The 20,415-nt window shown below is 63.9% G+C and carries 18 protein-coding genes; 13 read left to right on the top strand and 5 right to left on the bottom strand.

Annotation, left to right across the window (positions count from 1 at the left end; all coding sequences use genetic code 11):
• Position 1: 1 nt before the first annotated feature.
• The 6 genes from ACQY7R_RS03340 to ACQY7R_RS03315 all read left to right on the top strand — a co-directional run bounded on the left by ACQY7R_RS03340 (position 2) and on the right by ACQY7R_RS03315 (position 6,755).
• A complete protein-coding gene (locus ACQY7R_RS03340; RefSeq protein WP_428304183.1) occupies positions 2–1,015 on the top strand; it encodes a Gfo/Idh/MocA family protein in 1,014 nt (337 codons plus the stop codon).
• Between the two features lie 130 nt (positions 1,016–1,145).
• Positions 1,146–1,799, top strand: a complete 654-nt coding sequence (locus ACQY7R_RS03335) for an acyltransferase (RefSeq protein WP_428304182.1) — start codon at positions 1,146–1,148, stop codon at positions 1,797–1,799.
• Positions 1,796–3,226, top strand: a complete 1,431-nt coding sequence (locus tag ACQY7R_RS03330) for an NAD(P)/FAD-dependent oxidoreductase (RefSeq protein WP_428304181.1) — start codon at positions 1,796–1,798, stop codon at positions 3,224–3,226. Before ACQY7R_RS03335 ends, ACQY7R_RS03330 begins: the two co-directional genes overlap by 4 nt.
• Positions 3,189–4,175, top strand: a complete 987-nt coding sequence (locus ACQY7R_RS03325) for a polysaccharide deacetylase family protein (protein WP_428304180.1) — start codon at positions 3,189–3,191, stop codon at positions 4,173–4,175. Before ACQY7R_RS03330 ends, ACQY7R_RS03325 begins: the two co-directional genes overlap by 38 nt.
• 21 nt (positions 4,176–4,196) lie before the next feature.
• On the top strand, positions 4,197–5,213 hold the full coding sequence (locus tag ACQY7R_RS03320) for a sulfotransferase (RefSeq protein ID WP_428304179.1): 1,017 nt from the start codon (positions 4,197–4,199) through the stop codon (positions 5,211–5,213).
• Between the two features lie 27 nt (positions 5,214–5,240).
• Complete coding sequence (locus ACQY7R_RS03315) at positions 5,241–6,755, top strand: glycosyltransferase family 39 protein (RefSeq protein WP_428304178.1); 1,515 nt, start codon at positions 5,241–5,243, stop codon at positions 6,753–6,755.
• A 2-nt stretch (positions 6,756–6,757) separates the two neighbouring features.
• On the opposite strand, the gene ACQY7R_RS03310 is transcribed toward ACQY7R_RS03315, so the two are convergent.
• Positions 6,758–7,864, bottom strand: a complete 1,107-nt coding sequence (locus tag ACQY7R_RS03310) for an FAD:protein FMN transferase (protein WP_428304177.1) — start codon at positions 7,862–7,864, stop codon at positions 6,758–6,760.
• Between the two features lie 120 nt (positions 7,865–7,984).
• Here ACQY7R_RS03310 and sucC point away from each other — a divergent pair, with 120 nt between their 5' ends.
• The 5 genes from sucC to ACQY7R_RS03285 all read left to right on the top strand — a co-directional run bounded on the left by sucC (position 7,985) and on the right by ACQY7R_RS03285 (position 14,350).
• Positions 7,985–9,175, top strand: coding sequence for an ADP-forming succinate--CoA ligase subunit beta (sucC, locus tag ACQY7R_RS03305; RefSeq protein ID WP_428304176.1), 1,191 nt, complete (start codon positions 7,985–7,987; stop codon positions 9,173–9,175).
• 147 nt (positions 9,176–9,322) lie between these two features.
• On the top strand, positions 9,323–10,210 hold the full coding sequence (gene sucD / locus ACQY7R_RS03300) for a succinate--CoA ligase subunit alpha (protein ID WP_428304175.1): 888 nt from the start codon (positions 9,323–9,325) through the stop codon (positions 10,208–10,210).
• 628 nt (positions 10,211–10,838) lie between these two features.
• Entirely contained in the window at positions 10,839–11,627 is a 789-nt protein-coding gene (locus ACQY7R_RS03295) for a hypothetical protein (protein WP_428304174.1), read from the top strand.
• Positions 11,628–11,682: 55 nt separating this feature from the next.
• On the top strand, positions 11,683–12,744 hold the full coding sequence (locus ACQY7R_RS03290; protein WP_428304173.1) for a DUF3592 domain-containing protein: 1,062 nt from the start codon (positions 11,683–11,685) through the stop codon (positions 12,742–12,744).
• 22 nt (positions 12,745–12,766) lie between these two features.
• Positions 12,767–14,350, top strand: coding sequence for an alpha/beta hydrolase (locus ACQY7R_RS03285; protein WP_428304172.1), 1,584 nt, complete (start codon positions 12,767–12,769; stop codon positions 14,348–14,350).
• Between the two features lie 118 nt (positions 14,351–14,468).
• Here the strand turns inward: ACQY7R_RS03285 and ACQY7R_RS03280 are convergent, their stop codons facing one another.
• Entirely contained in the window at positions 14,469–14,834 is a 366-nt protein-coding gene (locus ACQY7R_RS03280) for a rhodanese-like domain-containing protein (RefSeq protein WP_428304171.1), read from the bottom strand.
• A gap of 424 nt (positions 14,835–15,258) precedes the next feature.
• Here ACQY7R_RS03280 and ACQY7R_RS03275 point away from each other — a divergent pair, with 424 nt between their 5' ends.
• Both ACQY7R_RS03275 and ACQY7R_RS03270 read left to right on the top strand, forming a co-directional pair.
• On the top strand, positions 15,259–15,786 hold the full coding sequence (locus ACQY7R_RS03275) for a putative signal transducing protein (protein WP_428304170.1): 528 nt from the start codon (positions 15,259–15,261) through the stop codon (positions 15,784–15,786).
• A 46-nt stretch (positions 15,787–15,832) separates the two neighbouring features.
• Positions 15,833–16,363 (top strand): putative signal transducing protein, encoded by a 531-nt coding sequence (locus ACQY7R_RS03270; protein WP_428304169.1) that lies wholly within the window; start codon positions 15,833–15,835, stop codon positions 16,361–16,363.
• 14 nt (positions 16,364–16,377) lie between these two features.
• On the opposite strand, the gene ACQY7R_RS03265 is transcribed toward ACQY7R_RS03270, so the two are convergent.
• The 3 genes from ACQY7R_RS03265 to ACQY7R_RS03255 form a co-directional block, all read right to left on the bottom strand.
• On the bottom strand, positions 16,378–17,631 hold the full coding sequence (locus tag ACQY7R_RS03265; protein WP_428304168.1) for a DUF6268 family outer membrane beta-barrel protein: 1,254 nt from the start codon (positions 17,629–17,631) through the stop codon (positions 16,378–16,380).
• Complete coding sequence (locus ACQY7R_RS03260) at positions 17,628–18,848, bottom strand: hypothetical protein (RefSeq protein ID WP_428304167.1); 1,221 nt, start codon at positions 18,846–18,848, stop codon at positions 17,628–17,630. Before ACQY7R_RS03260 ends, ACQY7R_RS03265 begins: the two co-directional genes overlap by 4 nt.
• A 280-nt stretch (positions 18,849–19,128) precedes the next feature.
• Complete coding sequence (locus ACQY7R_RS03255) at positions 19,129–20,316, bottom strand: SAM-dependent methyltransferase (RefSeq protein WP_428304166.1); 1,188 nt, start codon at positions 20,314–20,316, stop codon at positions 19,129–19,131.
• Positions 20,317–20,415: the final 99 nt, after the last annotated feature.

The raw sequence follows: 20,415 nt of genomic DNA, 5'->3' as shown, positions 1-20,415 counted from the left end.
CATGAGCAACTCCCAAGAACCAGTCCGTTTCGGCTTGGTCGGCGCCGGCGCGATCGCGCAAGCGTACGCCCAGGCGTTTACGCAAACCACCGCGGCCAAATTGGTCGCGGTGGCCGACTCGCGCCGCGAAGCGGCCGAGAAAATGGCCGATGCCGCCCAGTGTCAGGCGTTCACCGACGCCGAGTCGATGGCCGACGCCGTCGAACTCGACGCGGTCCTCGTCTGCACGCCGCCGTCGACGCATCGCGAAATCTGCTGTGCGCTGCTGGAACGCGGCATTCACGTACTGTGCGAAAAGCCGCTCGCCATTTCGAGCGCTGACGCGGAAGCGATGATCGCCGCCGCCGAGGCTCGCGGCCTGCACTTCACGATGGCGTCGAAGTTCCGCTACGTCGCCGACGTGCAAAAGGCGAAGGAACTCATTGCCAACGGCACGATTGGCGAGGTGGTGCTGTTCGAGAACGTCTTCACCGGCCGCGTCGACATGAGCACTCGCTGGAATTCGAACCCCGAGATCGCCGGCGGCGGCGTGCTGATCGACAACGGCACCCACTCGGTCGACGTCGCCCGCTTCTGCCTCGGCGAACTCGCCGAGGTGCAGGCGATGGAAGGGAATCGCATCCAACTGCTGCCGGTTGAAGACACGGCGAAGATGTTCATCCGCAGCCGCAAGGGTGTCCTCGGCAGCATCGACCTGTCGTGGAGCGTCAGCAAGGAGCTGCCCTACTTCATCGCCGTCTACGGCAGCGAAGGGACGATCCTCGTCGGCTGGCGGGAATCGAAATTCCGCCGCGCCGGCGACGCCGAGTGGACGATCTTCGGCGCCGGCTACGACAAGTTCGCGGCGTTCCGCGGCCAGATCGAAAACTTCGCCGGCGTCGTCCGCGGCGAGGAATCGCTCGTCGTCACGCCGGAGGACGCGCTGGCGTCGGTGCAGGTGATCGAAGCCGCGTATCGCTCGCTGGCGCGCGGCGCTTGGGAGCCGATCACGGAACCGACTGCTGAACTGGCGTAGCGCCTTCCCAGCCCCTGGCTCCGCCAGGGGGTAGTTGTCCACTCCGGAAAAGTTTGTCCTGCGTAGTGCAACCCCCCGGCGGAGCCGGGGGCTAGTTGGAAAGGAATGCCAGTCCCGAAGCGAGCCGACTATGGCAGCAAACGAAGAAGTTCGCATTCACCCCACCGCCATCATCGAGGCCGGCGTGACGTTCGGTCGCGGGACGAGCGTGTGGGACAACGTGCACATCCGCCGCGATACCCACCTCGGCGAAGAGTGCATCGTGGGCGAGAAGACCCACATCGCCTATGAGGTGCGCATCGGCCATCGGGTGAAGATCAACGCGATGGTCTACATTTGCTACGGCGTGACGATCGAAGACGGCGTGATGATTTCCGCCGGGACGATCTTCACCAACGACGTTTTCCCGCGGGCGACGACGCCCGACCTCTCGCAGCTGCGCTCCTCCGATCCTGACGAAGAGACGCGCGAGACGCTCGTCGGCGCCGGGGCGACGATCGGAGCCGGCTGCACGATTGGCAGCAACCTGCGGATCGGCCGGTTCGCGATGGTCGGCATGGGGAGCGTCGTCACTCGCAGCGTTCCCGATTTTCATTTGGTCGTCGGCAATCCGGCCCGCTCGGTCGGCGCCGTTTGCCGTTGCGGGCATCCGATCGCCCGGTGGCAATCCGGCGAGACGCCGCGCGACGCGGACGTGACGTGCCAGAAGTGCGAAGCGCTCTATCGCCTCGCGGCCGGGACGGTGAGCGAACTGGCTCCTCAACCTGAAGCGGTGAACGCATGACGGAGTCTAGCGAATCATCGAGCTTGCGCTGGGCGGTAGTCGGCGGCGGCATGCTAGGGCTGACGCTTGCGCATCGCTTGCGGCAAGCGGGCCAGCAGGTGACGCTCCTCGAAGCGGGCCCCGAAATTGGCGGCCTCGCCGGCGCTTGGCAGATCGGCGATGTCACGTGGGATCGCCACTACCACGTGACGCTCCTCTCCGATCTGCGGCTGCGGGGGCTGCTGAAAGAGCTCGACCTCGAAGCCGACATGCGGTGGGTCGAAACCCGCACCGGTTTTTATACCGACGGGCAGCTGTACTCGATGTCGAACACGGTCGAGTTCCTCCGCTTCCCGCCGCTCGGGCTGATCGACAAGCTGCGGCTCGGGGCGACCATCTTCATGGCCTCCCGCCGTAAAGATTGGCAAGCGCTCGAACGTATCCACGTCGCCGATTGGTTGCGGCGTTGGTCCGGCAAGCGGACATTCAACAAGATTTGGTTGCCGCTGCTCAAGGCAAAGCTCGGCGAATGCTATCGTTGCACGTCGGCGTCGTTCATCTGGGCGACGATCGCGCGGATGTACGCCGCCCGCCAGAGCGGCCTCAAAAAGGAAATGTTTGGCTACGTCTCCGGCGGCTACGCGACGATCTTGCGGCGGTTTGCTGAGTCTCTGTCGGCGGCCGGCGTGACCCTACAAACGAATGCCGCGGTCTCGCGCGTCGCCGCGGGAAAAGATGGTACGGTAACGGTTCATTCAAACGCCGGCGAGCAGCAGTTCGATCGCGTCGTCCTCACGGCCCCGTCGCCGATCATCGCGAAGCTTAGCCCGCACCTTGGCGCTGAGGAACAGCAGCGCCACGAAGCGATCGAGTACCTCGGCATCGTCTGCGCGTCGGTGCTGCTGAAGCGGCCGCTCGCCAGTTACTACGTGACGAACATCACCGACGAGGGCCTGCCGTTCACCGCGGTGATCGAGATGACGACGCTCGTCGACCCGGCGGAACTCGGCGGCCATTCGCTCGCCTACCTGCCGCGGTATGCGGCCGCGGATGACGAAATTTGGACGCTCAGCGACGCCGAGATCGAAAAGCGGTTCCTCGCGGGGCTAGAGCGGATGTACCCCGACTTCACCCGCGACGACGTGGCGGCGTTTCGCATCTCGCGGGCCCGTCATGTGATGGCGCTGCCGACGCTTGAGTACTCCACCAAACTTCCGCCGCTGCAAACGGCCATGCCGGGCGTGTTCGCGGTGAACTCGACGCACATCGTCAAGGGCACGCTCAACGTCAACGAAGTCGTCACGCTTGCCGAGACGGCGCTCAATGACGTGCTGCTGCCGTCGATTGCCGCTGCAGACGCCGCGAACGTCGGTGCCAATGTTTCTGCTCAACTTCCACCCTCCGACAACCATGAAAAAACCACTCGCGAGCTTGTCGCTCGATCTTGATAACCAGTGGTCTTACATGAAGACCCATGGCGACGCGGGGTGGGAGGCGTTTCCCAGCTACCTCGATATTGTCGTGCCGCGCGTGCTCGAACTGCTCGCCCGCCGCAACTTGAAGATCACCTTCTTCGTCGTCGGGCAGGACGCCGCGCTCCAGCAGAATCGCGCCGCGCTGCAATCGATCGCCGACGCTGGGCATGAAGTGGGGAACCACTCGTTCCACCACGAGCCGTGGCTCCACCTTTACTCGCCGGAGCAGATCGCCGAGGAACTCGCCGCCGCCGAAGAGGCGATCGCCGCGGCGACCGGCGCGCGGCCGACTGGTTTTCGCGGCCCCGGTTTTAGTTTCTCGCCCGACGTGCTCGCGGAACTTGCCCGCCGCGGCTACGACTACGACGCCTCGACCTTCCCGACGTTCCTCGGCCCCGTCGCGCGACTCTACTACTTCTTCACCAGCAGCCTCTCGCGCGAGGAGATGGCCGACCGCAAGCAACTGTTCGGCAAATTCTCTGAAGGGTTCCGCTCACTGAAACCGTACGTCTGGCGGGAGTTCTCGCGGCCGCTGATCGAGATTCCGGTGACGACGATGCCGATCTTCAAGCTGCCGATCCATGTGAGCTACCTGCTCTACCTCGGGCAGTACTCGCCGGCGCTCGCGGCATTTTACTTTCGGCTGGCGCTCACGCTTTGCCGGATCATGCGCGTCGAGCCGTCGATCTTGCTCCACCCGCTCGATTTCCTCGGCTGCGACGATGTGAGCGAGCTGTCGTTCTTCCCCGCGATGGGGCTGCCGGCGGCGCGGAAGCTGGCGATTGCCGAGCGGGCGATCGATCAGCTCGCTGCCAGTTACGAGATCGTCACGATGGAGCAGCATGCCGCGGCGATTCGCCGGCGGCTGGGAGTTCGCGAGGAACGCGAAGCGTCGTCGCCTCGAGTCCCCACCGCCGTCTAGACCTGAAAGCTACAGATAGTCGTGAGCCGCATCCTCCGACGTTATGTGCCCGGACACTTTCGCCAACCATGGCGATTGGCCGGCCGGCTGCTGCAAACGCGCGATCCGGCGGCGTTCGCGGCGATGTCGTTTGCGGCGCTCGGCGTGGCGTTCTCGCCGTTCGATTTGTTGCTGTCGCTACTCGAGTCGAGCGGGCAGGGTGCCGTCGCCGGAGAAACGGGGCCGCTATTGTTCATCTGCGGCGCCCCGCGCGTGGGAACGACGCTGGTTCATCAAACGCTTGTGAAGCATCTGCCGGTGAGCCATTTTACGAATCTCACGTCACTCTTCCCGAGCGCTCCGCTCGCAGCGACTCGGTTGTTCGGGCGCTTTCTGGGCGAGCCGGTGCGCGAGTATCGGAGCTTCTACGGCCGGACGACGCGGCTGTCGGGGCTCAACGATGCGCTCTACTTGTGGGACCGCTGGTTGGGGCATGATCGGCTCGATCCCGCGCCGCAGTTGAATGATGAGGCGACCCGCGAGATGCGAGAGTTCTTCATCGCCTGGCGCGGACTTACTGAGCGGCCGCTCGTCGCGAAGTGTAACCGGCTCAATGCGGCGGCCGCGACGGTGGCTAAGGCATTGCCGGAGGCGCGGTTCATTTGCATTGAGCGCGAGCCGGTGTGGCATGCCCAGTCGCTGCTGCAAGCGCGGGCGATGATCACGGGCGATCCGCGGGCGCCATACGGACTCACTGGCGGGGCCGGCGGGGAGGCGGACGACCCGATTGCGAGCGTGGTGGAGCAGGTGCGGTTTCATCGGGCGCTCGCGGAGAAGCAGGAGCAACTCGTGGGGGCGGAGCGGTTTTGGCGCGTGCCGTACGAGGAGTTCTGCCGCGATCCGCGGGTGCTGCTCGGGCATGCGGCGGAGACGCTGTGGCCATCGCATGAACGGCCGCAGCTTCCAGAAGAGGTTGAGCCGCATCGGGTGGCCAATCGGCGGACGGTCGATGCGGAGACGTTCGAGCGTATTGAGAAGTCACTGGCGGAAGCGGCCTAGTGCGGCGCATGAGGCGGAGCGGCGGTAATGGGTAGTGTGAACAGCGAGCAAGTCACCGAGATCGAACGCAGCGGCGATGCGCGCATCCCGTGGCTGCTCGTCATTGGTGTGATTGCCCTCGGCTTTTTGGTCCGCGGTTGGAACCTCCACGGCCGCGGCTACACGGCTGATGAAGTCGCCGAACTGATGCTCGCGCGCAAGCCGCTGGCGACGGTGGTGATGGACGAAGACGACGATCGCTTCCCGCCGCTTTACCGCACGATTCTCGTCATTTGGGACAATGCCTGGGGATCAGAGGAAGCGGCGCGGTGGTTGAGCGTCGTCGCAGGCGGGCTGACGGTGATCGTCGTCTGGCGCGCTGGCGCGGCGCTGCTCGACGAGCGCGACGCTGTATGGCCGGCGCTGCTGATGGCGTGCTGTCCGTTCAACATCCACTTCGCTCGCGAGGGACGGGCGTATGCCGTGTACGGGCTGTTCGCAGCGATGATGTTCTGGGCGGCGCTACGGCTGTTGCGGCGCGGCGAGCGGCGCGATTGGGCGCTGATGGTCGCCTCGACGATTGCGGCGGTGTATTGCCACTGGTATGCCGTGCCGCTCGGCTGCGTGCTGTGGCTGTTTGTGTTTTACGCGGGATGGCGTCGCGACGGGTGGCGGCGGCCAGTTGGCGCTGCGATCGCTACGGCGGTGCTGCTGATCCCGGCGCCAATCCTCTTAATTCGCGCATCAGCCGACTTGCCTGACGAAGAGTTGTACGCAGGGTTTGATCTCGAGGCGCTCGGCTACACCTTCGTCTCGCTGGCTGGCGGGTTCACGATCGGGCCGGCGATGAAGGAGCTCCGCTCGATGCCGGCGGCCGAGGGGATTCGCCAGTTTATGCCATGGCTCGCGGCGGTTGGGTTCGCTGGGCTGACGCTCGCTTGGCAAGCGGTTCGTCGGTTAGGCATTGGGCTGCCGCTCGCGATGCTTGTCGCCACCTCTACATTGCTGGTGCCGCTGCTCGGGTACCTCGGCAACGTGAGCGGTTCAGGCTTCGTGTACCGCTATGTCGTTTGGCTCGCCGTTCCTTATGCGTTGATTCTCGGAGCGGGCGCGGCGCGCTGCCGCGTGAGTTGGTTGGCACGCATCGCCGTCGTCGTGCTGCTCGCGGTGAATGCCGTCGCCCTCTACAACCGTGCGTATGATGCTCGCTACGACGAAGAGGACTTCCGCGCCGTGGCGGCGAAGCTCGAAGAACTTGGCGCCGCGGAGGCGCCGGTGCTTGTGGCGTCAAACTACATGGGCCACGCACTGCAGTACTATTGGCCGACGGAGCGCTCGCTGACGAGTTTCCCCATCTTCGCCCACCACGGCGAGCAGCGTGCGGAGCGGTTGGCTGAGTTTAAGGCGGCCCATCCGGCTGGTACGAAGTATTGGATCGTCTCGCAGTGGTTGCCGGAGGATGACGTGCGGCGTGAGACGCGCGATGCGGTGCTGGCGGAACTTGGCGCCAAGCCGGAAGCGGAACTGGTGCAGATGGAGATCTACTCGGCAGAGGTGCGTTAGCGCTAGGGTTGTGTGGGCGTTGGCGGTGAATTGGGGGAGAGTTCTTTCGTGGTTCGTCCACCGGCGGAGCCGGTGGCTTTTATGTTGGATGGCGCGAGGTCGTCGAACCACTGCGTTGACTTTGTGACGATCGCGCCGGCTGCGGCGCGCGTCTGAAACAATGCGGCAATCTTGTGTTCGACGCACCACTCGTAACCATCGTCGGGCCCCATGATGAGGAGCGGGGTGTCGAGCGCGTCGGCTTCGGTGCAAGTTTTCGCGACGACCGTGACCGAGGCGCCGACATACGGCAATGCCCGCCCCGTGCGCGGATCGATGATGTGCGTAAACCGCCCCCCGTCGGCGGTGCGGAAGTTGCGATAGTCGCCCGCCGTGCTGAGGGCCATGTCGTGTAGCGGCACAATGCGGGCGAGCGTGCCGTCGGTCGCGTCGACTTGCTCGACCCCAATCCGCCACGGCTTGCCGTCGGGACGCAGGCCGACGGCGCGCACTTCGCCGCCGATCTCGACCATCGCATTCGCGAAGCCCAAATCCTGCAGCTTCGCAATGATGAGATCGACCGCGTAGCCAGGAGCGATCGACGACAGGTCGACTTCGATGCCCGCCAAATCCTTGTGCAGCGCCGGCGGTTCGAGTCGCGCCTGCACATGTTGTGAGCCGGCCAGCCGCTGCGCTGCGGCAATCGCTTCGTCCGTCGGCGGAACGATCGGTTCGTCACGCTTCGCCCCAGCGCTAAAATTCCACAACCGCAGCAGCGGCGGCACCGTCACGTCGAGCACCCCATTCGTATCGCGATAGTACCGCAGCGATTCCTCAACGACGCGAGCCGTATCAGCTGACACGGGAAACCACTCGCCCGCCGCGGCGCGGTTGAACTGCGACAGCTCCGAGTCGTCGCGGTATGTCGACATCTGTCGATCGAACTCGGCCAGCAACTCGTCGATCGTCGCCTTCACCTTGGGCGGATCGTTAGGCTGGTCGCCCCAATACTTAATGTGGTAGGTCGTCCCCATCGTCGGGCCGGCGAGGGAGGCCAGCGGCGGCTGGGCGGCGGCCTTGCCGATGATGAGGGCGAACAGCAGAAACGCTGCGGCAAAGTGACTTTTCATTGCGCTCGGACGGCGGTTGGCCGGTTGTCTGCCGGGGCGGCGGGGGGCTATACTCGGTCGCTTCCCATGCATTCTTCTATGAGCGACCGCCGCTGCGGGGCTCGTTTCCTCGAGATTTCCATGAAAATTCACGAATTCCAAGGTAAGGACTTGCTGCGGAAGGCCGGGATCAACGTTCCGGCCGGTTTCGCCGCCAAATCGGGCGCTGAAGCGGCCGAAGCGTTCGACAAGCTCGGCGGCAAGCTTGCCGTGGTGAAGGCGCAAATTCACGCCGGCGGTCGCGGCAAGGGAACGATCAAGGGTAACGAGTCGCAACGCGGCGTTGAACTCGTCCGCACGCGCGAAGACGCGAAGAGGGTTGCCGACGCGCTCATCGGCAAAGAGTTGGTGACGATTCAGACAGGTCCCGAAGGGAAGAAGGTCCAGCAGGTCCTCGTTGAGGCGGGCTGCGACATCGATCGCGAACTCTACCTCGGCATCGTCGTCGATCGTGCCTGCAGCCTGCCGGTGCTGATGTGCTCGAACGAGGGGGGCATGAACATCGAAGAGGTCGCCGCGGAAACGCCGGAGAAGATCTTCCTCGAACCGTTCCACCCGACCGACGGCCTCCAGTCGTACCAAGTACGCAAGCTGTGCAACAAGCTCGGCATCGCGGGCGACAGCATTCGCTCGGCCGAGAAGTTGATGAAGGGTTTGTGCAAGCTGTTCGTCGATCTCGACTGCAGCATCCTGGAAGTCAATCCGCTGGTCGTCACGAAGCAAGGCGATCTGATCGCGCTCGATGCGAAGATCAACTTCGACGACAACGCGATGTTCCGCCACAAGGATCTCGTGGAACTCCGCGATCTTTCTGAAGAAGACCCCGCGGAAGTTCGCGCCGGCAACGCCGGGCTGAGCTACGTGCAGCTTGAAGGTAACATCGGCTGCCTGGTGAACGGCGCCGGCCTCGCGATGAGCACGATGGACCTTGTGAAGCTCCACGGCGGCCAGCCATCGAACTTCCTCGACGTCGGCGGCGGCGCCCAGGTCGATCAGGTCACCGAGGCGTTCCGCATTTTGCTTGCAGACAAGAACGTCAAGGCGGTGCTGGTCAACATTTTCGGCGGCATCATGCGGTGCACGACAATTGCCAACGCGATTCTCGAAGCCTACAAGCAAGTCGATTTCAACGTCCCGCTGGTCGTCCGGCTCGAAGGGACCGAAGTCGAAGAGGGCAAGAAGATCCTCGCCAACAGCGGCATCGCTGTCATTACCGCCGAAGGCCTCACCGACGCGGCGAAGAAAGTTGTTGCCGCTGCCGGGGCCGCTTAGTCGATCCTGCCGTCGTACTAACCACGAAGACACAAAGACGCCAAGGAGTTCACGAAGGGAAAAACCTGAACACGCCGACGCCTTTCGCTTGGTGAGTTCTCCGTGCCTTTGTGCCTTGGTGGTTAAATTTTTCATATCGGGACAAACATGAGTATCCTGGTCGATAAGAACACTCGCGTCATTTGTCAGGGCATCACCGGCAAGGCCGGCGAGTTCCACTCGAAGAACTGCCTCGAATACGGCACGAAGATGGTCGCTGGCGTCACGCCGGGTCGCGGCGGGCAGTCGGTGCTCGGCTTGCCGGTTTACGACACCGTCGCCGAATCGGTCGAGAAGAATGGCGCCGAGGCGACGATGATCTTCGTCCCCGCTCCGTTCACGGCCGACGCGATTCTCGAAGCGGCCGACGCCGGCATTCGTCTGATCATCGCGATCACCGAAGGCGTGCCAGTCCTCGACATGGCCCGTGTGTACGCCCGCCTGAAGGCCGACTACCCGAACTCGCGGCTCGTCGGCCCGAACTGCCCCGGCGTCATCACCGCCGGCGAGTGCAAGATCGGCATCATGCCCGGTTACATCCACAAGCGCGGCAAGGTGGGCGTCATGAGCCGCAGCGGCACGCTTACTTACGAAGCGGTGTGGCAGCTGACGGGCCTCGGCCTCGGCCAGACGACCTGCGTCGGCCTCGGCGGCGACCCGATCGTCGGCACCTCGTTCATCGACACGCTCGCGATGTTCCAGGAAGATCCTGAAACCGAAGCGATCATCATGATGGGCGAAATCGGCGGCACCGCCGAAGAAGAAGCCGCCGCATTCGTGAAGGCGAACGTCACGAAGCCGGTCGCCGCGTTCATCGCCGGCCGCACGGCGCCTCCCGGCAAGCGGATGGGCCACGCCGGCGCCATCATCAGCGGCGGCAAGGGAACCGCGGCCGAAAAGGTCGCCGCCCTGCAAGACGCCGGCATCGAAGTCGCCGAAAGCCCCGCCGACATGGGCCAGGCGGTCGTTCGAGCGATCAAGCGGGCTGGGAAGTAACTTCCCGCCGCTAACCGACATTTGTCGCATTGACCCTTTCTGTCGCCTTGATCGATTTTTGGCGACAGAAAGGGTCTTTTTCGTTGGCTTGCGGCGGTGCTTCGATTTGTAAGTGGCGGTGGCCATTAGAGTTGCCGTGTGCTCTCGCTGCGTATGTGTCGTGTCGTGTTGGTCGTATGGAGCACGTTTGGGCGACATTAAAGTCGAGCGTTGAATCGCTGGGCGCCACTATTCGCTTGCTCAGCAGTGTGGAGCGTATACCCGGCCCCACTGCTCGACGAGACAGCAGTGGCGCCCATTTGTTTTAAGCGCGCAGCGCAATCGACCCGTTAAGACATCCTCCGCGAGCGGAAGAGGCTAAATGGGCGTTGCTGAATGGAGTCCATAGCTCCACGCCTCAGCGTTATTGTCCGAAATTGGGTGGCCCAGTTTCAACAACAAAATCTGCAGAATGTGGCCTATCTGATCGCGATTGATTCGCGTGCGAAACCGTCGCCGCGGCCGATTTTTGGCAATTGACGCGATTGCCATTACAATCGACTTGCGTCTCTTCTCTTACAGTTTCACGGAGGGGCGGCCTGTTCTTGGTCGTCGCGTTCGGATGGGTCTCGGACGAATGATGGTGCGCTTGGTTCGGATTTCATGGCGAGAGATTGGCGGCACGTTGGTCGCGTTCGCGGTCTTGTTGCTGACATGTTCGCCGGCGTCGGCCCATTTGGGGCGGCGGCTGCGCTTGAACATTGAGAACGGCCAGATCGTGGCGTACGGCGCCAACACGGGCGAGCCTGATGGCTTGCCCAACGAACGCCCCTACGCCGGCGCCGTCCATGACCATTGGAAGAACTACACGATCCCAGCGTTGCCGCAGCCGACGTTTGCGCAGACTTTCTTGCCGGAGTTCGACGTGCCGGCGTCGGTGACCGGACTCGTAGGGCGGTCGCTGACGCTCGACTTGGTCGGCGCCTGGCAGTGGGCCAATCCCGTGATGGCTCACCACGGCCACACGACGCCGACGTTGACGCCGCTCGATCTGGGCGAAGTGATTCGCGTGGAAGGGGCGCTGAACACCTGGACCGATACGGCGCAGAAGGGCAGTTTTCTGCTGTCGGAACCGCTGCCTGCCGGCGGCGATCCCGACGTGCCGATCTTGTATTCAATCGCCGGGCATCCGGTGAACGAAATTCATGTGCTGAAGTTCATCATCTCGGCGTCGACTCCCGTCGGCGCCCAGCCGCTGCGGCCGAGCGCTCCGGTGTTCGTAATGATCTCGCCAGACGGAACGACGATGGAAGAGAAGTTGCATCACGAGTCGCTGCTACTGGAAGAGTTCATGTCGAACGTGCCGGAACCGAGCGGCGGCTGCCTGATGCTCTTGGCGGCGTTGGGGCTGGTGCAGCGTTCGCGTCGGCCGCGCTGAGATCTCTGGCGCATCCCAAGATCGACGGCCCTTAGATTTTTCAGGCTGATGCGACGTGCATGACGTGATCGCAACATCGAAGCCCTTAGCGCCCCTGTCGTCGTCGGACGCGAGCGAGTCGTTCTACCGCGTCGAGTTCTACGGCGTTTCTCCCTATCTCCGCATCCCCGTCTCGTTCATGCCGTTAGTGATCGTGGCCTCTGATTGGGAGGAACGCACGCTGGAGTGGCCATGGACTTGGCTTGTCTCCTTCGCGCTATGGAGTACCTTCGTCTACCTAGGCGTCGTCTGCTGGACAGAGCTCGACGGCGCGACTCGAACGGTAACATGGCGATGGAAGCTTTGGGGAGTGCTGCCATTTTGGCGGCTGACGCGAAGCTTTGGCGACGACAATTGCCTCGGCGTCGAAACGCTAAAGCAGCTAGATGGCTCTGGCAGGTACTCCTATCAGCATCAAGTCGTCGTGCGCGGTAAAACCGGCCAGACCACGCTGTGCCAGTTTTGTCCTCATCGCGATGCTCCAGCGCCGGCGGCGATCGCGTTTTTGAAAGCAGCAGAACGCCTCCTCGCGCTGCCGATTGACGCCTCAGGACGAGAGTATCTCCGTTGGCCCGAGAAGCAGGACCCGCCCCTCTCGCCGCGAGCGCGGCGCTGGATGATGGTCGGCGCGGTTGGATTCGGATTCGCAGGGCTCGTCATGGGCTACAACGGCGCGGCGGAGCTCGTGCGCGGCGTGCAGTCCTACGGCTGGACGGAAGTGACGGCTGCCGTCGTTGAACCTCCCGTGCAAGGCGGCCAGGATCGGCAGTTCAAGCTAAAGTACGCCTTCACGGTCGATGGCGTCCGCTTCACGAGCGACTGGCAGCTGCTGGGATCGCCTTGGACCGATGAAAGCCCCTGCGAGTGGTTCTTGAGAAAAAAACTTCCCGTGGGAGGGGACCTTCAGGTCTACTACGACGAGGGTGATCCGCGCCGGTCGGCGACGTGGCGGGGGCCGCGGTGGGACGGAGCCCTGATGGCGGCGATGGGGATCGTTTTGGGCGGCTTGGCTTGGTTTCTGTTCCAAAACGCGCGAGCCGAGCCGACCGCGCAAAAAACGTCGTCTTCCGCCGTCTGAGCCTGACGTTAATGGGTGCGTGATGAGAGCAGCGACGAGGAACTCAGTTCGGCTGCCGCTAGCCGCTTGGATGCTGGCCTGGGCGGCGCTCTGTGGCGCGACGGGCTCAGCGGAGGAATTCGAGTATGCCCGTAAGCTGACCGTGCAGAATCCGACCGAACTCGATTGGGTCTATCCGCTCGCCATGGAGAGTCCGGCGACGGCGCCCAAGCAGATCACGGAAGAATCTCTCCGCGGCGGCGATTTTACTTATGAGTTCTGCGGGCCGCGCGACGGCGGCGATCGCGCGTGGCCGCTGGTGATTTTCGTGTCGCCGGAGAATCGGCCGGTCGGTTGGCCGTTTTGGGAGGCGACCTGCCGCGACCATGGTGTATTGTTCGCCGGGATTCGCGATGCGGGGAACGGCGTCGTCAAAGCGCGGCGGGTGCGGGCAGTGGTCGAGGCGCTGGGCGACTTGCGGCAGCGGTATCGGATTGATCCCGATCGGACGTACTTGGCTGGATTTTCTGGCGGCGGGTACATCGCGTCGGAGGTGGCGATGGCGCTGCCTGAGTATGTTGGCGGGGTGGTGAGTTACGGGCATTCGCCGGGGCCGCCGCCGAGTCCGTGGGGACGGCAGCGAGCGAGCGAGCGGCTGAGCGTGGCGATCGTGTGCGGGGAGCGCGAGTCGGCGGCGGTATGGGCGAAGGAATTCCATGCGCCGCAGCTGCGAGGCTTGGGGTTTCGCACAGACTTGCAATTAATCGAAGGGATGGGGCACACGATGCCGGGGCCTGCCGCAACGGAGGAGGCGTTCGCGTGGCTAGAGCAAGGCTTGGCGCAACGGAGGGCTGCGCGGCGGAACGGGGCGGCGATTCTTGACGCTGCAACGTCCCGCGAGAAGTTGGCGGCGGCGTGGCTCGAAGACGCGAAGGCGCGGCTGGAGCAGCCGGAGACGATTGGGCAGGGGCTGTCGCAACTACAGGGCGTGGTTTCACGGTGGCATGATCTGCCCGCGGCGGACGAAGCGAGGAAACTGCTCGATGAGTACGAGCGGCGGAGCGAGCGGCCGTGGCTTGAAGCGCAGCGGCTGGCGGAACTAGCGATCGCACGAATCGAAGCGGAGGGATACGCGCGGTTGGCGACGTACCCGGCGAGCACGTTGGCCGTTGATCGCGGCAGCGTGCTCCGTTTAGCGCTGGCGGCTTGGCAGAAATTGGCGAAGCAAGCCGAGACGGCGGAGGATCGCGCGGCGGCTGAGGCGCAGATCGCGGAACTCGAACGGCTGACGGCGGAGGCGCCGAAACAAGAGTTGGAGTCGAAGCCGACGCCACTGGCGAAGGTTCGCTTCCGGATGGTGGCGGACGTGACGCTGGAGGAGGGAATCAACTACTACGGCAAGGTGCTCGCGCAGCTTGGGTATCGACTGGAGGTCGATGAGACTGCGAAATCGACCGTCGCCGCGGGCAGGGAGCGAATCATCAAACTCAACCTGCCCGCGGCAAGCTTTAGCGACGTCGACCGCCAGTTCTTGCGGCGGAATGGATTGAAGTCGGTGCGGAAGGGGAGGGAGGTGCGGTTATTGCCGTTGGCGGCGAAGGTAACAGCAAAGCCTGAGCGATATTAGTGAAACAAATTTCCTTTGCGTCTCTTTGCGCCTTCGCGGCTTGGCGTGAGACTAGCCGCGAAGATTCTCGCCAAGGCGCGAAGACGCAAAGACAACGCAAAGGGGATTACGGGAGACGCTACCGTTTCAGCGGGGCGTCTTCTTTGGCTTTGCGGCCGCCTTCTTTTTCTTTGTTGATTTGCTGCCAGCCTTCGTAGCCGTCGGCGAAGTCGAAGACGTTCGTGAAGCCAGCCCGTTCGAGTTTCTCGGCGCCCTTGGTCGATGAGTCGCAGCGGACGTTTGCGCAGTAAACGACCACCGTGCGGTTCTTGCCGCCAGCGCGCTGCTCGACTTGATTGAGGAAATCGCTAGCATTCTGCGGGATGCTGGCGGCGCCGGGGATCTTTGTTTTCTCGAAGTGTTCGGCGTCGAGGGTGTTCACCAGTAGAAACTCCTCTTCGGCGTCGCGCATCTTCCGAAGTTCACGGGCGGTAATGGTTTTCATCGCTCACTCCTTTGTTAACTGCCCTTCGAGAAACGTCGCGCCGGCGTCACACGGCCGGCACTTGTTGGGGCAGATGCTTCATCCCGGTTTGACGTGAAGAAGGCGTCGGTGATCGCGGGGATGGATCAGCGACCGATTGCGTGCGAATGGCGTACCTGAAGCGGTGCTGCCATCGACGCCAGGTTGAATCAAAGCCACCGGCTCCGACGGTGGACGTAGTTGGAGCGGCGCGAACTTGTGCATCGTCCACTGGCGGAGCCGGTGGCTCTTACCGACGCGGATTTAGCCTACGCCCGAGACTTGCGAGCCGCTCGCTCTCCTCATGTGAACTTCGATGGGAAGCGTGGCCATCGTTTGATACATTGTCGATCTCGTTGACCAAGAAATCCGTAAGACGCGGACGGCAACTGCAACAGGAACAGCGATGCGAGACGACCTCGTGACAGTGGCAAGCTTTGACAACGACCTTGATGCGAGCCTCGCTCGGGAGTGCCTGGCTAGCGCGGGGATTCGGTCTTTTCTGGCAGACCATTCGCTGGTTGGCACGGCGTGGCATCTTGCGGGAGCGCTCGGCGGCGTAAAGTTGCAGGTCTCCGCCAGCCAGCGGAACGAGGCGGCGGCAATTCTGGCCCGAGCCCAGGCGGGTGAACTCGAAATTGACGAGCAAGATTGGCCAGAGGGCGACGAAGAAGCAGACGACGAGACGGCAGCAGAAAGAAGCGAACGCGATCAAATCGTCGACCGAGCCGGCCGGTCGTTGGTGCTCGCGCTGCTGTTTTTGCCCGTTGCGTTCTACACGGGGTGGTTATTGCTCGATGTGATCACGAAAGAAGGGCCCATAAGTGCGAAGCACGGGCGCCGAGCGATTTGGATTGGCGCCGGGACGGCCGTAGCGCTCGCGATTGTTCTGATACTCTTGAGGGAGATGGTGCGTTCGCTCATTGCAGACTGATTGCGAACCATCTGCGCTGGGCAAACTAGCTGCAAGCGAGTCGTGCATGATTCACACTTCAGCCCCCAATCCCGTGACTGTAGCATCGTTTGGCGGCGTGACCGAAGCGGAGATCGCGCAGCAGTGCCTCGCGGCGGCGGGGATTGAGTCTTATCTCGTCGATGCCGCGATGGTCGGGACGATGTGGCACTTGGGGGTGGCGATGGGAGGCGTTAAGCTGCAGGTGGCTGACGTTGACGCTGTCGAGGCGACGGAATTGTTGACTGAAGCCCGCGCGGGGCGCTTGGAGTTCGAGTTTGACGAGTCCGGCGTCGCGGAAGAGTCTGAAGCAGAGCCAGAGCAAGAACTGGATGTCTCTTCGGAACGCGAGAAGCTTGCCAACCGGGCCTACAAGGTCGTGTTTCTCTCGATCTTGTTAGAACCGCTGCTGCTGTACGGGGCGTGGTTGCTGCTGCAAGTCGCCGTCTCAAGCGAGCCGCTGCGGCAGCCCTACCGGCGGAGGGCTTACATCGCCGCGTTCTTTACGGCGAGCATTCTGGGGACACTCGCTTTCTTCGTAGCCTACACGTTCAACTAGCCGGCGAATATCGGCTAGTAGGTAACGCCAACGCGGGCCATCATCGTGTCGTCGAGCGAGACATCGGGCGTGGCGCTCTGGTAGTCGAGTTCGCGAGCAAAGACATAGCCCGTCTCGAAGCGGGTGGCGAGGCCGTTGAGAATCTTGCGTTCGAAGCCGATGACGACGCGGATGTCGCTGTAGCTGATCGTGTCGATTTCTTGGTCGGAGGGGCGGGTGATGCTCCAGATGCCGCCGCCGAATTCGCCGCCGATGTAGAACCAGCGTTCGTCTTCGGGCGTACTCGCGGCGGTTTGCCAGGAGAACCGCGGCCGCGGGAAGATGAGGTCGAGGCGCGTCCGCGGCATTTCGGCGGGTTCGATAATGAGACCGGCAATCGGCAGCACGGTGGCGCCGGCGCGGTTCAGATAGGCGACGCCGAAAACCCATTTCTTGCCGGGCGTCGCTTCGTAAACCCCGATGCCGCGGCCAGTGACGCGGGTCGCGTTGCTGTAGCTTTGCTCGAAGTCGCTGTAGTAGCCGACGCCGACGCCGACGTCCATCGCCCAGGGGCCGTCGCCGAACTTGCGGAGGTGGCGGAAGTCGACCGAGGCGTCGTAGAGCGTGCTGGGGATGTCGAGCGCCGCGGCGTTCTCCAGCAAGTGCGTGCCGAAGTGGGGCGTCACGAGCAGCGGCGTGTCGCGGCGGAAGAAAGGAAAACCGAGGACGACGCCCGCTTCGAGGTCGCCCATGCCGAGGGTGTCGGGCTCGTCGCTCATCCGCGGGAGCCAAGTGCCGGTGAAGTAAATCTTCTGGAAGACGCCGGCGCGGGCGCCTGGAGGAAGTTCGCTCGCCGCTTCGGGAGCCATTTGGTTTTCGGGCGCGACGGTCTCCTCGGCGAGGTTGGCGACGCGAAGGTTTGGATCGACGCCCGGCGTGAGCGTGGCGGGAAGCTGGTCGATGTCGATTGGCGTGATCGGTTCCGGCGTCCAGGGAGTCGGCGTGATCACCGACGACGCGGGAGGCTGGTTGCGTTGCTCGCCCGGCGCGGTTTGCAGCGTGGCGTACGCCGGGTGCGGGACGTTGGCGAACGGCGAGTCGGAGGCCGTCGCTGCGTAGGGCGCCGCGGTTTGTGCGCTCGCCGCGAATGGCGCGAGTGCGAGCGCGGTGCCAGCAGCGGCTGCTAGCAAGCGGCGGGCGGCGTTAGATAACTTCGTGGCGCGTCGCCGCCCCGTGCGCGTGGCGAGCGCTGGGCCTGCTAGCAACTTGGAGTGTGGGGCGACGCTCAAAAATCAAATCCCAGTCGGAACATGATCGTATCGTCGAGCTTATATTCGGGCGGCAGGTTCGTTTGGGAGTAGACAATCTCGCGATCGAAGACGTAACCGACCTCGGCGTGGCCATGCAGGCGGGTTTGGGTTTCCCATTCGAGGCCGAGCATCACGCGGATGTCGTTGTAGTCGATGTCGTCCCGGGCGCCGTCGGCGGGGCCGTCCTCGGAGCGGGTGATCGTCCAAGCGCCGCCGCCGTACTCGCCGGCGACGTACCACCACCATTGGATTTGGCCGAGGTTTTGGAATCGCTTGCGGATTTTCGGATTCGGGAAGAGGAGCCACAGGTCCCACTCGGGATTGGGGCGCCAGTAGACGCCGCCGGCCGGCAAGATTTTGACTTTGTTGCGGTCGAGGTACCAGACGCCGGCGTGGACATCCATCTTCGGCGAGAGCGTGTACACGCCCATGCCGCGGCCCATAAAACGCATCGAGCGGCTGTCAAAGTAAGAAAAGTCGCTCCAGACGCCGGTGCGGAAGCCGAGGTCGGCGCTCAGGCGTTCGGTAAGCTTCGGACTCCAGGCGGTGTCGAGATAGGCGTCGTAGACGCGCGGCGGAAGGTCGGCGTTCGGGCCGCTGGGGCCTTCGAGCCAGTTGAAGGCGAAGCCCGGGGTGATCAGGAGCGGCGTGTCGGGATTGCGGAAGATGGGGACTCCGAACGTGGCGGCCATTTCGAGCCGATTCCACGCGAGCTGATCGGGATTGTGATTCCCCATCAGGTACGTCGACTCGGCGGTAAGCTGCTGCATGAATCGCTGCAGTCGCGAGGTGGAGCCGTCGGGGTTCGTGTAGTCGTAGGTGCCGCGGTTCCACTGCACCGTCGGCATGTTTTGCAGGATGTTGCTGTTTGGCGGCGGAGCGTACGGGATGCCCTGCATCGGCGGTGCGACGGTGGCGGGGTTCATGCCGTACGGCGTGACGGTTGGCGGCGCGGCGCCAAAGTTCGGCGTGAGCGCGGGCGCCGAGTAGGGAACGTCGATCGGCGGGGCGGCCATGCCGGGCGCGGCGTAGGGATCGAAGCTTTGGATGGCCGGCGCCAGCGAAGGCTGCGGCGTTGCGGGATAGAGGGGCGTCGGCGCGGAGGCGAACGGGCTGGCGGGTGCGACGCTCGATGGAAATTGGACGCGTTGCGCGTGAATTTTCGTTGCAGCGAGCGCGCACCAACAGCCGATCACTGTGATGATGATGGTTGATGCGCGCCGATGGGGGACGGATGCTGGCAACTCGGAGCGGCCTCGAACGGTCGGAACGAACCCAACGCGAAAATTTCGCGCGGGTTTAGTACCAATCCGTCGGGGGTGGCGTCAAGGTTGGCGGGCAGGCGATTGCACCTCGTCGCGCTGCTAGCGGCGTCGAATGTCGCTGGATCGATTGACCCGGAACTCCGCCCGGGGATCGCACAACGCGCGACGACGTCGACCGGTATGGTGGCCGACCCCCGGGCGGAGCCCGGGGCTAGGTGGGCGATTCGGGATGGTCGCTCGGTGCTGGCGCTGTGGGCGGGCGTTTTCCTGGAGTCTGCTTGCGGGCGCCGGCGGTGCGGAGGACGCGGCGTTGGCCGCGGCTGCGGAGCGCGGCCAGGCAGATCTCTTGGCGGTTGAATGCTAGCTGCCGGAGCCGCACGTCGCGGTAGCCCCAGCTGCGTACCCGTTCCACGAACGCGGGGAATTCATCGACAAGCGCCAGGTCGGGCAGCTTCAGCGTGAGTAGCATCCCGCGGATCGAGATGCCGGGGTGCTTCACCACGGCTTCGACGGCGTCGAGCGTGAACGACGGCGCTACGTTCATGTCGGCGGCAAGCCATTGGACGTGACGAAAGACCTTGCGCGAGGTTTCGACCGAGCGGCTGCGAACGTGCGTGAAGTTGGGGTCGGCGAGGACCGATTCGTCGACCTCGGCCGGATCGACGCCGATCACTTCGAGCCCCGCGTCTAGCAGCGCCTGCGAGGCGCCGCCGGGGGCGCAGCCAAGCTCGACGACCCGCTCGCCGCGCGACATCGGCAGCGAGGCCCAACTCATCGCTTCGGCCATCTTCAGGTAGGCCCGCGAGACGGCGTGTTCGGGGAGTTCCAAATCGGGGACGCCTCCCGGCCATGACGCGACGCGGCTGGTCGTGCGATGGCAGCCGACGAACCATTGGTTTGGTTCGATGAGCGACACGTCGAGCACCCAACGATTGCGGGGCGTCGACCGGCCGGCGGCGGAATCGGGGCGGAGCGACTCGATGGGCGAGAGTTCGCGGATGGCCTCTTCGGCTTCGTCGGCAAGAATGGTAGGGCCGGGTTCGAAGCCGCGCTCGCCGGGAGTCCGTTCGTCGCGTTGCCAGACGTGCAGGCCGGCGACTTCGTGCGATTCAAGGAACGCCAGCACGTCCGGAAGTTGCCAGAGCTGTGCGGCGAGGTCGTGGAGGCGTTCACCCTTAAGCGAGCCGAGCGAGAAGCCGCTCGTGCGGGCGAACACCGCGGGGAGGGTAAACTTCTCTGGATCGGTGCAGGGGGCGTCGAGCTTGAACGTGACGAAGCCAGGCCGCGAGAAGGCGGGGCGGAGTTGCGGCGCGCGCACGGCGAGTTCCCGCTTGAGAACGGCCTCGGCCCCATGTTGGCAGACGGCGTAAAGGAACTGAGGTTGCCAGGGGGTGGGCATGGGAGGCGGGGGCAGTGCTTGGGTGAGTCGGGCTTAGGTGCGAGCAGGCGCAGATGTTGCGGGGAACTCACTCGCTAAATCGCCAGAGGGCGTGGCTCT

Origin of the sequence: Lacipirellula sp., assembly GCF_965279485.1 — a bacterium.
Taxonomy (GTDB): Bacteria; Planctomycetota; Planctomycetia; order Pirellulales; family Lacipirellulaceae; genus Lacipirellula.
The sequence above is the reverse complement of the archived record's forward strand: the minus strand, read 5'-3'. Positions and strand labels throughout refer to the sequence as shown.

Coding starts and splice junctions, on each gene's coding strand:
- ACQY7R_RS03340 (WP_428304183.1), top strand. CDS start 2: ATGAGCAACTCCCAAGAACCAGTCCGTTTCGGCTTGGTCGGCGCCGGC.
- ACQY7R_RS03335 (WP_428304182.1), top strand. CDS start 1,146: ATGGCAGCAAACGAAGAAGTTCGCATTCACCCCACCGCCATCATCGAG.
- ACQY7R_RS03330 (WP_428304181.1), top strand. CDS start 1,796: ATGACGGAGTCTAGCGAATCATCGAGCTTGCGCTGGGCGGTAGTCGGC.
- ACQY7R_RS03325 (WP_428304180.1), top strand. CDS start 3,189: ATGAAAAAACCACTCGCGAGCTTGTCGCTCGATCTTGATAACCAGTGG.
- ACQY7R_RS03315 (WP_428304178.1), top strand. CDS start 5,241: ATGGGTAGTGTGAACAGCGAGCAAGTCACCGAGATCGAACGCAGCGGC.
- ACQY7R_RS03310 (WP_428304177.1), bottom strand. CDS start 7,864: ATGAAAAGTCACTTTGCCGCAGCGTTTCTGCTGTTCGCCCTCATCATC.
- sucC (WP_428304176.1), top strand. CDS start 7,985: ATGAAAATTCACGAATTCCAAGGTAAGGACTTGCTGCGGAAGGCCGGG.
- sucD (WP_428304175.1), top strand. CDS start 9,323: ATGAGTATCCTGGTCGATAAGAACACTCGCGTCATTTGTCAGGGCATC.
- ACQY7R_RS03285 (WP_428304172.1), top strand. CDS start 12,767: ATGAGAGCAGCGACGAGGAACTCAGTTCGGCTGCCGCTAGCCGCTTGG.
- ACQY7R_RS03280 (WP_428304171.1), bottom strand. CDS start 14,834: ATGAAAACCATTACCGCCCGTGAACTTCGGAAGATGCGCGACGCCGAA.
- ACQY7R_RS03275 (WP_428304170.1), top strand. CDS start 15,259: ATGCGAGACGACCTCGTGACAGTGGCAAGCTTTGACAACGACCTTGAT.
- ACQY7R_RS03270 (WP_428304169.1), top strand. CDS start 15,833: ATGATTCACACTTCAGCCCCCAATCCCGTGACTGTAGCATCGTTTGGC.
- ACQY7R_RS03255 (WP_428304166.1), bottom strand. CDS start 20,316: ATGCCCACCCCCTGGCAACCTCAGTTCCTTTACGCCGTCTGCCAACAT.